This window comes from Sphingomonas immobilis (genome assembly GCF_030580995.1).
In the GTDB taxonomy this organism is placed as follows: Bacteria; Pseudomonadota; Alphaproteobacteria; order Sphingomonadales; family Sphingomonadaceae; genus Sphingomonas; species Sphingomonas immobilis.
The window spans coordinates 263,203-276,591 of the sequence record NZ_JAUQSZ010000003.1 but is presented as its reverse complement, the minus strand read 5'-3'; the positions used below and the strand labels follow the sequence as shown (position 1 = coordinate 276,591).

Annotated in this window: 15 protein-coding genes; 8 read left to right on the top strand and 7 right to left on the bottom strand. The window is 66.8% G+C overall.

Translation table 11 applies throughout. The annotated features are described in order from the left end of the window. The first annotated feature begins 34 nt into the window (after positions 1-34). The 6 genes from Q5H94_RS06605 (at position 35) to Q5H94_RS06580 (ending at position 3,744) form a co-directional block, all read left to right on the top strand. Positions 35-796, top strand: coding sequence for a M23 family metallopeptidase (locus Q5H94_RS06605; RefSeq protein ID WP_304560442.1), 762 nt, complete (start codon positions 35-37; stop codon positions 794-796). A gap of 74 nt (positions 797-870) precedes the next feature. Beyond that, positions 871-1,338, top strand: coding sequence for an OsmC family protein (locus Q5H94_RS06600; protein WP_304560441.1), 468 nt, complete (start codon positions 871-873; stop codon positions 1,336-1,338). A 52-nt stretch (positions 1,339-1,390) separates the two neighbouring features. Continuing rightward, on the top strand, positions 1,391-1,732 hold the full coding sequence (gene erpA / locus Q5H94_RS06595) for an iron-sulfur cluster insertion protein ErpA (RefSeq protein ID WP_304560440.1): 342 nt from the start codon (positions 1,391-1,393) through the stop codon (positions 1,730-1,732). A gap of 13 nt (positions 1,733-1,745) precedes the next feature. Beyond that, the gene (xth, locus tag Q5H94_RS06590) at positions 1,746-2,516 is read left to right on the top strand and encodes an exodeoxyribonuclease III (RefSeq protein ID WP_304560439.1); all 771 of its coding nucleotides are present in this window, start codon (positions 1,746-1,748) and stop codon (positions 2,514-2,516) included. Next, entirely contained in the window at positions 2,513-3,307 is a 795-nt protein-coding gene (locus tag Q5H94_RS06585; protein WP_304560438.1) for a transporter, read from the top strand. Before xth ends, Q5H94_RS06585 begins: the two co-directional genes overlap by 4 nt. A 179-nt stretch (positions 3,308-3,486) precedes the next feature. Then, positions 3,487-3,744 (top strand): hypothetical protein, encoded by a 258-nt coding sequence (locus Q5H94_RS06580; protein WP_304560437.1) that lies wholly within the window; start codon positions 3,487-3,489, stop codon positions 3,742-3,744. Positions 3,745-3,798: 54 nt separating this feature from the next. Here Q5H94_RS06580 and Q5H94_RS06575 read toward each other — a convergent pair whose 3' ends face one another. After that, positions 3,799-4,953: an N-acetyltransferase gene (locus Q5H94_RS06575; RefSeq protein ID WP_304560436.1), complete on the bottom strand. Its 1,155-nt coding sequence runs from the start codon at positions 4,951-4,953 to the stop codon at positions 3,799-3,801. A 152-nt stretch (positions 4,954-5,105) separates the two neighbouring features. Between Q5H94_RS06575 and Q5H94_RS06570 the strand changes: the two genes are divergently transcribed. Both Q5H94_RS06570 and Q5H94_RS06565 read left to right on the top strand, forming a co-directional pair. After that, complete coding sequence (locus Q5H94_RS06570; RefSeq protein ID WP_304560435.1) at positions 5,106-6,197, top strand: fatty acid desaturase family protein; 1,092 nt, start codon at positions 5,106-5,108, stop codon at positions 6,195-6,197. After that, positions 6,194-6,322: a hypothetical protein gene (locus Q5H94_RS06565; protein WP_304560434.1), complete on the top strand. Its 129-nt coding sequence runs from the start codon at positions 6,194-6,196 to the stop codon at positions 6,320-6,322. The genes Q5H94_RS06570 and Q5H94_RS06565 overlap by 4 nt, the downstream gene beginning before the upstream one ends. 95 nt (positions 6,323-6,417) lie before the next feature. On the opposite strand, the gene lptG is transcribed toward Q5H94_RS06565, so the two are convergent. The 6 genes from lptG to Q5H94_RS06535 form a co-directional block, all read right to left on the bottom strand. Continuing rightward, a complete protein-coding gene (gene lptG / locus Q5H94_RS06560) occupies positions 6,418-7,515 on the bottom strand; it encodes an LPS export ABC transporter permease LptG (RefSeq protein WP_304560433.1) in 1,098 nt (365 codons plus the stop codon). After that, the gene (locus Q5H94_RS06555) at positions 7,512-8,687 is read right to left on the bottom strand and encodes an LptF/LptG family permease (protein ID WP_304560432.1); all 1,176 of its coding nucleotides are present in this window, start codon (positions 8,685-8,687) and stop codon (positions 7,512-7,514) included. Before Q5H94_RS06555 ends, lptG begins: the two co-directional genes overlap by 4 nt. Positions 8,688-8,839: 152 nt before the next feature. Beyond that, the gene (locus tag Q5H94_RS06550) at positions 8,840-10,813 is read right to left on the bottom strand and encodes an ATP-binding protein (RefSeq protein ID WP_304560431.1); all 1,974 of its coding nucleotides are present in this window, start codon (positions 10,811-10,813) and stop codon (positions 8,840-8,842) included. A gap of 63 nt (positions 10,814-10,876) precedes the next feature. Further along, positions 10,877-12,139, bottom strand: a complete 1,263-nt coding sequence (gene spt, locus Q5H94_RS06545) for a serine palmitoyltransferase (RefSeq protein ID WP_304560430.1) — start codon at positions 12,137-12,139, stop codon at positions 10,877-10,879. Between the two features lie 5 nt (positions 12,140-12,144). Next, positions 12,145-12,387, bottom strand: coding sequence for an acyl carrier protein (locus tag Q5H94_RS06540; RefSeq protein WP_304560429.1), 243 nt, complete (start codon positions 12,385-12,387; stop codon positions 12,145-12,147). 67 nt (positions 12,388-12,454) lie between these two features. Continuing rightward, on the bottom strand, positions 12,455-13,360 hold the full coding sequence (locus tag Q5H94_RS06535; RefSeq protein WP_304560428.1) for an NAD-dependent epimerase/dehydratase family protein: 906 nt from the start codon (positions 13,358-13,360) through the stop codon (positions 12,455-12,457). Positions 13,361-13,389: the final 29 nt, after the last annotated feature.

Sequence of the window (13,389 nt, the reverse complement as noted above, 5' to 3'; positions counted from 1 at the left end):
TCTCCGGCAAACGCATAACAGTCGCCGGGGACAGATGAAGATACACACGATTGCGTCGAGCCTGCCGAAGTTTGCGCAGGTAGAATCGTTGCTCACCACCCGAATTTCCGGTCTCGTGCTGGCAGGTCTCGCGACCTTCGCCTGCGCCGGCACCGCGAATGCGGCGGATGCAGCAGTCGCCAACACCGCCGCCGCCAACGCTGCCAGTGCCGTCAGCACCGCCAGCGATGCCGCCGTCGATGTCCGCGCGGACATGCAGTACCGCTCGCTCTTCCAGACCTGGAAGAAGCTCGACGATGCGGAGCAGATCAGCTCGATCTCGATCCCGTCGGTGCAGCCAGTCGATCAGATCCGCTTCACCAGCACCTTCGGCATCCGCTCGGATCCGTTCCGCCGCGTCGCCGCGATGCATGCCGGCGTCGATATCGCCCAGCCGGTCGGCACGCCCGTTTACGCCACTGCCGACGGCATGATCGACCGTGCCGAGCGCGCGGGCGGTTATGGAAACATGGTCGAGATCGATCATGGCAAGGGTATCCAGACCCGCTACGGCCACCTCTCGAAGATCCTCGTCGCTGCCGGCACCCGCGTCCATCGCGGCCAACTGATTGCTTTGGTCGGCTCGACCGGCCGCTCGACCGGCCCGCACCTCCATTACGAAGTCCGCATGGACGGCCATGCGGTCAATCCGATGCCGTTCCTGCAGAGCGCCGACTTCACCGTCGCCGCGCAGGACAAGACGATCCACACCGTGCCCGTAGCGACCGGCGAAGTGGCCTCCGACTCCGCCGATTGAGACGTCGGACTTTGAGTTTACGCAAAGGGCGTCGGTCGCGAGACCGGCGCCCTTCGCACTTGGGGGAGAGTGAGATGGCCGTAAAGCAGCACCGCTATCGGGTCCGCGTGACATGGGAAGGCAATCGCGGTGCGGGCACCGCCTCCTATGCCGGCTACGACCGCGCCCACGCGATCACCGCAGGCGACAAGCCGCCGATCGCCGGATCGTCCGACCCCAGCTTCCGCGGCGACCCGGCGCGCTGGAACCCGGAGGAACTGCTGCTCGCCTCACTCTCTGCCTGTCACAAGCTCTGGTATCTCGGTCTCTGCGCGGGGGCGGGGGTGGTCGTCACCTCATACGTCGACGATGCCGAAGGCGAGATGACCGAGGAAGCGAACGGGGCAGGGCAGTTCACCGCCGTCACGCTCCGCCCGCGCGTGGAAATCGCTCAGGGCTCCGACGCCGCGCTCGCGCTGGAGTTGCACCACAAGGCGCACGAAATGTGCTTCATCGCCCGCTCGGTGAATTTCCCGGTGACGGTGGAGCCGGTGATCACCTGACACCCATCGTCCGAGCATTGCCGTCGCGCCCCGCACCGCCTATCTCTGTCGCATGGCCACCGCACTCGCTCCCGACATCATCCTCACCGATTCCGCCGCCGCGCGTGTCGCGACGATCGCGGCGAAGCAGGGCAAGCCCGCGATCCTGCGGTTGTCGGTCGATGGCGGGGGCTGTTCGGGCTTCCAGTACAAGTTCGGCTTCGCGGACGGCGTGGAGGGCGACGACACTGTCGCGGAAAACGGGGAGGTGCGGCTTGTGGTCGATGCGATCAGCCTCGATCTCGTGCGCGGATCGGCGGTCGATTATGTCGAGGAACTCGGCGGCGCGGCCTTCCGCGTGACCAATCCGCAGGCGGCCTCGGGCTGCGGCTGCGGCGCCAGCTTCTCGATCTGACGTTCACCCTCGCGTGAAGATCGTCACTTACAACGTCAACGGCATCAAGGCGCGCCTGCCGCGCCTGCTCGAATATCTCGCCGAACAGCAACCGGACGTGGTCTGCCTGCAGGAACTGAAGGCGAGCGACGAGACCTTTCCGGTCAAGGATATCGAGGCCGCAGGCTACGGCGCGGTCTGGCACGGCCAGAAAAGCTGGAACGGGGTCGCTGTGCTGGCCAAGGGCACGGCGCCGGTCGAACGGCAGCGCGGCCTCGCCGGTGAGGTCGAGGACGAACACAGCCGCTATCTCGAAGCCGAGGTCGGCGGCACCGTCATCGCCTCGATCTATTTGCCCAACGGCAATCCGCAGCCCGGTCCCAAGTTCGACTACAAACTGCGCTGGATCGATCGCCTCCGCGCCCGCGCGCTGGATTTGCTGGCGGAGGAAGTCCCTGTGGTGCTCGCGGGCGACTACAATGTCATCCCCAATGACGACGACACCTATTCGGTGCGCGCGATGCAGGAAGACGCGCTGATGCAGCCCGAAAGCCGTGCCGGTTTCCGCAGCCTCGTCGCGCAGGGCTGGACCGATGCACTGCGCACGCGCAATCCCAAGGGTGGCATCTGGACCTTCTGGGACTATCAGGCCGGCGCGTGGCAGCGCGACGCGGGCTTCCGCATCGATCACCTTCTGCTCTCGCCGATTGCCGCCGACCGCCTCGTCGATGCGGGCGTCGACAAGGACTATCGCGGCCGGGAAAAAGCCAGCGATCATGCCCCGACCTGGGTGCGGCTCAGGTGAGGCACCTCCTGCTCGGCGCGCTGGCGCTGCTCGTCGCGACGCCCGCCTTCGCCGAGGAACGTGAGTATTGCCCGGAGCGCCCCGGCCTCGGTACACCTGCCTGCACGGTGGCGCCGGGCCGCGTCTCGATCGAGACCGCGCTCGGCGACTGGAGCCTGCAGAACGACCCGGACAGCCGAACCGATACGTTTCTGATCGGCGACACCAAGCTGCGCGTCGGCCTGACCGACAGTATCGAGGCGCAGATCGACTGGACACCGCTCGGCGTTGTCCGCGCCCGCGACAAGGCGAGCGGCGCGGTCGATACCGCGACGCGCACCGGCGATGTCGAGCTGGCGGTGAAGGCGAACCTGCTCCACCCGGACGGCAAGGGGCTCAGCATCGCCGTGCTGCCGTTCGTGACGGTTCCGGTCGGTCGGGCGCCCGTGGGAGCGGGGGACTGGGGCGCGGGGCTGGTGCTGCCCGTAACCTACGACGTCAGCGACGCAATCAATCTTGAAGTAACGCCGGAGATCGACGCGGCGGTGAACGAGGATGGCCGCGGCCGTCATTTCGCCGCCAGTGCCACAATAGGCCTCGCGCTGGCGCTCACCAGGAAGCTGACCGGCACCGCCGAAGTCCAGCTGCTGCGCGACGAGGATCCCGCCGGAAAATCGACCCAGGCGCTCGGCGCGCTGTCGCTGGCGTGGATGGTGCGCGACGATCTCCAGCTCGATATCGGCGGCATCGCCGGGCTCGATCACGATGCGCCTGACGCGGAAATCTATTTCGGTATCGCGCGCCGCATCTAGGCACCCGGAAATTTTCCCAACATCTGGTACATGACGCGCAGCTTCAGCCAGGCGCACCATTCATTTTCGGTTCAACTTCGTAACAACCCATTGAAATCCCGATGTTTTAGTGTTTGGCATGACTAATGCACTAACACAGATGCGGCACGATGACGGAGCCGCTTCTAGTGGAGGAAGTCATGCTCAAGTTCACCCTGTTCGCCGCCGCAGCCGCAATCTCGCTCGCCAGCGTCCCCGCCCTCGCCACCGAACCCGCAGCCACCGCCGTCTCCGGCGAAGGCGCGAAGATCGCCGACGTCGCCCCCGCCGCGCCGAAGGCCGAGACCAAATATTGCGTGATCGACACGATCATCGGATCGCGCATCCCGCACAAGGAATGCCACACCCGCAAGGAGTGGATCGAGAAGACCGGCATCGACCCGCTCACCGACAAGTGATCTGATGCCGGTCCGCGCGGCGCCCTTCACCCCTCGGGGGCGCCGCGCACCCTTTCACAGCGTCTTTTCGTAGACCTGATAGACCTTGTTGATCTTGCTGTTGATCGTCTCGGCGATCGATCGCATCCCCTGATTGTCGTCGAGCACCCAGCCGATTTCGCCGCGCGTCGCCGCATATTTGGTGATCGCCGCGCGGCGGATATATTCGATCATCATGAAGGCGAGCTGGCTCGCCAGGCGTGACGATTGCAGTTCTTTCACGACGCCCATCAGCGGCACGCGCATCGTCCGCACCTTCGGCGCGCGCAGCCACCACAGCAGTTTGATGACGTTGAAGGGGAAGAGCTTGCCCTTGAACGGCGCGATCGCCTCGTTGAGATCGGGCAGGGTGATCATGAACGCCACCGGCCGCCCGTCGACCTCGGCGATGCGGATCAGGTCATTGAACACGATCGGCTTCAGCTTCACGCCGACGTCCTTGATCTCGGGCGGCGTCAGCGGCACGAAGCCCCAATTATCCGACCATGCATCGTTGAGGATGGCGAGAATGATCGCCGCTTCCTCGTCGAACCTGTTCTTGTTCACCTCGCGGATGACGATGCGCGGATTCTTCTCGCCCGACGAGATGATGCGCCGCACGATCGGCGGAAATTCCTGCGTGATGTCGAGGTCGTAGGTCATCAACTGCTTCACCGGCAGATAGCCCGCGCCTTCGATCCAGCCGCGATATTCGGGCTTGGCATGGCCCATCATTATCGTCGGGGGATGGTCGTACCCTTCGATCAGCAGGCCCGGTTCTTCCCAGATCGACATGCTGATCGGCCCCAGCACGCGCGTCATCCCCTGCGCGCGCAGCCAGCCCTCGGCGGTCTCGATCAGCGCGGCGGCAATCTCGCCGTCTTCGGCATCGAGCAGCCCGAACTGGCCGACACCGGGGCCGAAGCCCTGCGCGGCCGGCATTTCCAGCGCCAGCGTATCGATATGCGCGGAGATGCGCCCGACGACCTTGCCCGCGCGCTCCGCCAGATAAAGCTGCGCCTTGGCATGGCTGAACCAGCCGTTCTTGGCGGGCGTCACCAGCCCCAGCGCTTCGCCCTTCAGCGGCGGCACCCAATTGGGATCGTCGGCATAGAGCCGGAAGGGCAGATCGATGAACGTCTTGCGATCGGCCTTGCTGTCGATCGGGCGGATGGTGAAGTCTTTGGGCACGACCGCGTTCCTCGGTTGAAGCGTCAATCGCGCACTCCCGTCGCGCGTTGGCGCTTGAAGCCGCACGGCGCGCGTGACGTCAAGCCGTTAGATCGGTGGCCGCCCTGTTGCTGCCCTTCTGCCGCCACTATGTTGGGCGAATGCATCGCCCCATGACGACCGCCGCTTTTGCCGACCACAAAGCCGCCGCGCCGACCGCTTCGCAGCGCGTGGGGCGTATTGCCGACGACATGGACATGCTGCGCACCGCCGCCGAGCTGACGCGCGAGCTGCACGTGCCCCGCCCGGCGATCTACTGGGGCGATTTCCTCGCCTCGACCTTGGTGGGTTACGCCGCACTCGCCGCCGCGATCCTGATCCATTCGCCCTGGGCGATCCTGGCGGGCGCGGTCGCGGCGCTGGCGCTGTTCCGCGCCGGCAGCTTCATCCACGAGATCACGCACATGAAGCACAGCGCGCTGCCCGGCTTCCGGCTCGGGTGGAACCTGCTGTTCGGCATCCCGATGATGGTGCCGAGCTTCATGTACGAGGGCGTCCACAACCTTCACCACGCGCGCACGCGCTACGGCACGATCGAGGATCCGGAATATCTCCCGCTCGCGCTGATGAAGCCATGGACCTTGCCTTTGTTCGTGCTGACTGCGCTGCTCGCGCCGGTCGCGCTGCTGCTGCGCTTCGGCGTGCTGACGCCGCTGTCGCTAGTGATTCCGCCGCTGCGCACCTGGCTGGTCGAGCAGGGCTCGGGCCTCAAGATCAACCCCGCCTTCAAGCGCCGCCCGCCCGAGGGCGAGTCCCGCGATCTCTGGCTGCGGCTGGAGGCCGCCACGAGCCTGTGGGCGATGGCGCTGATCGCGGGCGTCGCGACCGGCGTGATCCCGCTGCGCGCCTTCGCCATCTTCCTCGGCATCTATGCGGTGGCGACCCTGCTCAACCAGGTCCGCACTTTGGTCGCGCATCTGTGGGAGAATGAGGGCGAGGCGATGAGCGTCACGGCGCAATATCTCGACAGCGTCAACGTGCCGCCGCCCGCGCTGCTGCCGTTCCTGTGGGCGCCGGTCGGCCTTCGCTACCACGCGCTCCACCATCTCGTGCCGAGCGTGCCCTATCACGCGCTCGGCGAGGCGCACCGCCGGCTTGCGGCGGCGCTCGGCGAGGGATCGCCCTATCACGGCGCGAACTATGCGGGGCTGCCGGGTCTGGTCGGGCGGCTGGTGCGCAGCACGATGGGCGCGCGGCGCGAATGAGCGAGCCGCAACCCCGCCCGTCCGCGCGCGAAGCGGCGATGGTGTGGCTCAAGCTGCTGGCGCTGCTCGCGGGGCTGGCGGTATTCGGCGGCGTGATCTTCGAGATCCGGCGGTCGCTCGGGTAGTTCCTCCCAGCCGTTCGTGCTGAGCGAAGTCGAAGCACATGTCCGACGCCCACCCGTGCCCTTCGACTTCGCTCAGGGCGAACGGAGGTCGGGGATTACTCCTCGGTGCGGATCAGCACCGCTTCGCCGATCATCAGGAACAGCAGGAACGGCGCCCAGGCGGCGAGGAAGGGGGGATACGCCCCCAGATTGCCCATCGCGAGCGCGAAATTGTCGGCGACGAAGTACAGGAAGCCGAGCCCCATGCCGATCACCGCGCGGATGAACAGCTTGCCCGACCTGGCGATGCCGAACGCCGCCACCGCACCGAGCAGCGGCATCAGCAGCGCCGACAGCGGCCCGGAGAGCTTGTGCCAAAGCGTCCCCTCCAGCGCCATCGTCGGGCGGCCGGCGGCGTTGAGGTCGTGGATCGCCTCGCGCAACTGGATGAAGTCGAGCCCGTCGGCATCGACGCTCGCGAGCGTGAACTGGTCGGGCCGCACGCCGTGGCCGATCACGATCGAGCCCTCGGCAGTCTCCTTGTCGGTGGCGATGTCGAAGCGCGTCGCCGGCCAGATCCGCCAGCCGTCGCCCTCGCGCTTGCCGTAGGTCGCGCGCACCACGCCGCTCAGCGATCCGCCGTCGCGGTCGTACAGCGTCACGCCGCCGAGCTTCGCCGCATCGCCGCGGCCCTTGATCTGGTCGACCTGGATCAGGTCGTCGCCGTCACGCACCCATACGTTCGATCGGTCGCCCCGGTCGATCGGCATCGGGCCGTAACCGACCTTCTGCCACTGGTTGAGCGAGGCGGTCGCCCGCGCCACGATCCGCTCGTTGAAGCCGAAGGAGATTACCGCCACGCCCATCGCCGCGACGATCAACGGCGCAAGGATCTGATGCGCCGACAGCCCCGATGCCTTCAGCGCGATGACTTCGCTGTTCTGGTTGAGCGTCGACAGCGTGATGATCGCGCCGAGCAGGACCGAATAGGGCAGGAAGGTCGCGATGATCTCGGGCACGCGCAGGCCGACGTAGCGCCAGATCTCGGCATCGCCATTGCCCTGATAGGCCAGCACCTTGCCGCTCTCGGTCAGCAGGTCGAGCGATTGCAGGATCAGCACCAGCACGCCCAGGATCGCGAAGGCGCGCACCAGGAACATCTTCGCCATGTAGAGCGAGACGGTGCGCGACGGGAAAAGGTGAAGCGAACTCATGCCGTGGCCTCCGCGCGCCGGCGCGGCAGCAGCCGGCCGAGCAGCTTGCCCGTCTTGGCCGCGACCCGCTCCAGCCCGCCGATCGGCTGGCCGCCGGGTACGAAGGCGATGGTGTAGAACATCCACATGACGAGCGCGGCGAAGATCAGGAACGGCCCCCAGAGCGCGAAGATCGGATCGAGTCCGCCGCGTCCGCCCAGGCCCATCGCATACTCGTTCACCTTGTGATAGGCGACGATCATCACGATCCCGAGGATGACCCCCAGCGCCGAGGTCGACCGCTTCGGCGGCACGCCGAGCGCGAGCGCGAGGAACGGCAGCAGGAACATCGTCGTCACCTCGACGATCCGGTAATGGAACGCGGCGCGGCTTTCCGCGCGGTCCTTCGCGGCGGCCTTCGGATCATGCCCGACCTCGACCAGGCGGGGCAGGGTAAGCTCGAGATTGGTCGTGCCCTGGTCGCGGAAATTCTCGTATTTGGGCAGCGGGATCGGCAGATCGTGCGACGTGAAGGTCAGCACGCGCGGCGTCGCGAATTCCGGCGCTTTGTTGACGAGCGTGCCGCGGGTCAGGCGGAAGATGATCTCGTCGGGATTGTCCGTCGCCAGGAACTGCCCGCTTTCGGCGGTGACGGCGTACCACTCGCCCTTCTTGCCCGCATATTGGACGAAGATACCCGACAGATCGTGCCCGTTGTTCTGGCTCTTCTCGATCCGCACCGTCGCGCCGTTGGGGAAATGCGTGAACTCGCCGACCTTGATCGACGCGCCGAGCGCGCCCGTGCGCAGCTCGAAGCGCAGCTTCTCGTAATTGTAGCGGGCGTCGGGCTGGATGAAGCCGACGATGGCGAGATTGATCGCCGCCAGCACAACCGCGTAGAGGAAGGGCACGTAGAGCAGCCGGGTGTAGCTCATCCCTACGCCGCGCATCACGTCGAGCTCCGACGTGGTCGCGAGCTTGCGAAACGCCAGCATCACCCCAAGCAACAGGCCGATCGGGATGCCGAGACCGAGATATTCGGGCAGCAGATTGGCGAGCATCCGCCACACCACGCTGATCGGCCCGCCTTCGGTCGCGACGAAATCGAACAGCCGCAGCATGCGATCGAGCACCAGCAGCATCGCGGAGATGACGAGTGTCGAGAACAGCGGCACCGCGATCAGCCGGGCCATGTATCGGTCGATGGACTTCATGGACTGACTAAGGCGGCCTTGGATGCGGGGATGGGCGACGGGAGAACGGGCGGCGCGGGAAAAAGAGCCGGATCGGCGGGCTATATCGGCGGAAGGCGCCCCCGTCAGCTACGAAATCACGCGCCCTTCAATCACTCGGCGGCGATACCGTTCAGCGGCATCGTGCGGCCGCTCCCTGCCGCTGCATCGGCAATCGCCGCTTCCAGGCCGGCGATGGTGAAGGGCTTGCGCAACACCGTGTGCCCGCCGAATTCCGCCTCGCCGCCGGCATCGCCGGCATAGCCGGTGACGTATACCACGGTCAGTGCCGGATATTGCGTGAGCAGCCCCGCGATCATCTCGGGCCCGGTCTGTCCCGGCATCAGCACGTCGGAGATGACGAGCGATATCGCCGGGTCGGCCGCGATCATCGCGGGCGCGGCGAGCGGATCGTTGCACGCCGTCGCGCGGTGGCCGAGCTCTTCCAGCGCGCCGATCGTCGAGGCCAGGACGCGCGGATCGTCCTCCACGACCAGGATGTCGAGCGGCCCGCTTTCCACGTCCTGCCGAACCGCGGGGGCAGGGCGCTGAAGCGCCGGTGCTGCCGCCTTGCCGTCACGGCGCGGCAGGTAGAGCGTAACGGTCGTGCCTTCGCCCGGCGTCGATCGCAGCGCGATCTCCCCCTCGGCCTGGCGCGTGAAGGCGAATACCTGGCTTAGGCCCAGGCCGGTGCCCTTGCCGACCGGCTTGGTGGTGAAGAACGGTTCGAAAACCCGCTCCAGCACCTCGGGCGTCATGCCCGCGCCGGTGTCTGTGACCGAGAGGCTGACATATTCGCCCGCCGGGCAATCGCCGACCGCACCCGCCGACAGCGTCGTGCCGGCGGTCGTGATCGTCAGCGTGCCGCGTCCGTCCATCGCATCGCGCGCGTTGACGGCGAGGTTGAGGACGACGTTCTCGAGCTGCAAGCGGTCGACCCGCACCTGCCACCCGCTGCCGGCATCGCGCACGGCCACCGCTATCGTGTCGCCGAGCGTGCGGTCGAGCAGGTCGGACATGCCCGCCACCACCGCACCGGGATCGACCGGCTCGGTCCGCAGCGCTTCCTCGCGCGTGAAGGCGAGCAACCGCCGGGTCAGCGCGGCGGCGCGGAGCGCACCCTCGGTCGCGCTGTCGATATGCTTTTCGACCAGTTCGTCGTCCTGACCGAGCTGGCGCTTGGCGAGCTCCAGCCCGCCCATGACGACGGCGAGCATATTGTTGAAGTCGTGCGCGATGCCGCCGGTAAGCTGGCCGATCGCCTCCATCTTCTGCGCCTGCCGCATCCGCGCCTCCTGCGCGCGCAGTTCGTCGGTGGCGCGCGTAACGGCTTCTTCCAGCAGGCCCGCGCGCTCGCGCTCGGCTTCGGCATCGGCGGTCGCGATCGCCTCCTGCTTCATCGCCTCGATCGTCAGCCAGCCGAGCACCACTGCGCCGATCACGATCAGCACGCCGAACACCACGAGGATCTTGGCGAAGAAATTGGATTGATCGACCTTGCGCATCGCGTTGGCGGTGCGGCTGTCGAGCAGATCATGCTCGTGGTCCGAAATCTCCTCGAGCAGCCGGTCGATCCGCGGCAGCGAGTCCGCCTTGCGCGCCTGGTAATAGAGCCCCAGCGCCTGGTCGTTCTTTTTGTAATTGGTGCTGAGCGCGATCACCTCCAGCGCCCGGCCGCGCGCGCGGTAAGCGGCGGCGAGTTCGTTGATCAGCCGCACCTGCGCCGGATTGTCTGACGCCTGTTGCTTCAACCGCGCGATCTGCGTGCCGGCGAGCTGCCACCGTTCCGAATATTCCTGCCCCAGCTGCTGGTCGCCGCTGATGACGTAGCGGCCGAGCGACGCCTCCGCGCCGGAGATCGTGCCGGACAGCGTCCGGGCGAGGATCATCACCTCATAGCTGTGGCTCTGGAGCTTGAGCGCCTCGTCGCGCCGGGTATTTGCGGTGGCGAGCGTGACGATCAGCCCGACGAGGACGGCCGCGCCCAGCACGGCCATCATCACCAGCAGAATCATCCGCCAGGCCGTGCCCGCCGTTTGATCGCCCGCCTCCTGCAAGAAGGCGCTGTCCCCCTCTGTCCCACTCATGGCGCGAGATTACAGCGAAGCGCGACTCGTGAAAAGCCGGGAGTTTCCCATAGGGATTGCTCCTCAGCCGATCGCACCGACCGCTTGCCCCGCCGCCTTGAACAGGCCGAGAATCGTCTCGACCTGTTCGGCGCTATGCTCCGCGCAGAGCGAGCAGCGCAGCAGGTAGGTGCCCGCCGGCGTCGCCGGCGGCCGCGCCATGTTGACGTAGAGCCCGCCCTCCAGCAGCGATTGCCACAGCGCGACCGCCTGCGTCTGGTCCTCCAGGATCACCGCGATGATCGCCGACTGCGGCGTCTCGGTGCCGAGCGTGTAGCCCATCTCCTTCAGGCCGCCGTGGAGGCGCTTCGAATTTTCCCAAAGGTGCGCGCGCTTGTTGCCGGCATGCATCAGCTTGCGGATAGAGATCGCGGCGGTGGCGACGACCGACGGCGGCAGCGAGGCGGTGAAAACATAGGGGCGGCACACCAGCCGCATGACGTCGAACTTCGGGTGGTTCGACACGCAGAAGCCGCCGACCGTGCCGACCGACTTGGAGAAGGTGCCGACGACGAAATCCACGTCCGCCTCGACGCCCTGTTCCTCGTACACGCCGCGCCCGTTGGGGCCGAAGAAGCCCATGCCGTGCGCCTCGTCGACCAGCACCATGCACCCGTGCTTCTTCGCGACCGCGACCATTTCCGGCAGCGGGGCGATGTCGCCGAACATCGAATAGACGCCTTCGAGCACCACGAGCTTGCCCGGCTCCTTGGGCAAACGGCCGAGCCGCTTGTCGAGATCCTCGACGCTGTTGTGGCGGAAGCGCACGATCTCGGCATTGCCGAGCGCGCAGCCGTCGTAGATCGACGCATGGCTGTCGGCGTCGAGGATGATGTATTCGCCCTTGCCGGCGAGCGTGGAGATCATGCCGAGATTGGCCTGATATCCGGTCGAGAACACCATCGCGTGATCGGTGTCGTAGAACTCCTTGAGCGCCTCCTCGCAATCCTTGTGCGGGGAGTAGGTGCCGTTGAGCACGCGGCTGCCGGTCGTGCCCGATCCGAAGTTATCGAGCGCGTCCTTGCCGGCCTGCACGACGTCCGGGTCGAAGGTCATGCCCATGTAATTGTACGTGCCGAGCAGGATCGTCTCCTTGCCCTTGATGATCGCCAGCGTGGGCGACAGCACCTTCTCCATCACGATCGCGAACGGGTCGCGCACGCCCGTCGCCATCAGCGCCTCGCGCTCGGCGATCAGCGCGTCGAACTTGCTGAACAGGTCGCGCTCGGGGGCGACTGCGGCGGGCGTGGCGGGCAGGGCGTCTGCGGTGGCGGCGGCTTCGGTCATGTCGGTTACGCCTTCAGGCTCATCACGGCATCGACGAGCTGGCCGACGGTCTCGATCTCGGCCTGCATGTTCATCGTGATGATGATGTCGAATTCGTCCTCGATCGCGGCGACGAAATCCATCACCGTCAGGCTGTCCCATTCGAGATCGCCCTGGAAGGTGGTCGCATCGCTCAGCGCGACCTGCTTCTTGTTGAAGGGTTCGATCAGGCCGGTGACGGTATCGAAGACTTGGGCTCGGTCGCTCATGGAAATCCTTGTGGAAAGTGGCCGCCCGCCAGCGTTGCCAAGCAAATGCGGCGGCATTCCGGCAAATCTATAGCAGGCCGTTCGCGCGATACCATGCCGCCGTCTGCGCGAGGCCGTCGGGCGTCGCGATCTCGGGGCGCCACAGCGCGGGGTCGGGCCGCCGCTCGGGCACGCTCGCCCAGTCGGGGTGGCAGAAATAGGCCACGCGGTCATGCGTCAGCCGCGCGCCGCGCCGGCGGATCGCCTTGTCGGCGGAGGCGGCCGCGTTCATCAGCGCGCGCGGCAGCGCGATCGGCATCACTCCGCGCCCCACCGCCACGCCGAGCGCGCGCGCGAAGCTCCTGTGCGTCCAGCCGCCCGGCGTGCCGTCGTCGGGCTCCAGGATGATGCGCCCCGGATCGGTGGCGACCAGCACCAGCAGCAACCGCACGAGATCGTCGACATGGATCACCGACAGCCGTCCGGCAGGCGGCGTCAGCGCGAGGCGGTGCTTCGCCATGCGGAACATGTCGCGCATGTCCATGTCGCCGGGGCCATAGACGGCGGGCGGGCGCACCATCGTCCAGTCGAGCGACGATGCCTCCACGACCTCTTCCGCGCCGTGTTTCGACCAGCCGTAGAGCGACAATTGCGGCTCGCGCGCGGCGAGCGAGGAGACGTGGACGAAACGCCGCACGTCCGCCGCCGTGGCGGCATCGACCACGGCCTGCGTTCCCGCGATATTGCCCGCTGCAAAGTCCGCGCGCGTCGGCACGTTGAGCACGCCCGCGACATGGATCACCGCCTCCGCGCCCTCCATCAGCCGCGCCAGCGCATCGGGCGTGTCGAGCGCCCCCTCGATCCATGTCACCCCCGCCCGGTGCGCCTGCGCGCGGCGGGTGAGCGCGCGGACCTGATGACCGTCCGCCAGCGCGCGGTCGATCAGCCGCTTGCCGACGAAACCCGTTCCGCCGGTGATGGCGAGGATGCTCACGCTAGACCCCCACCGTTCGTGCTGAGCGA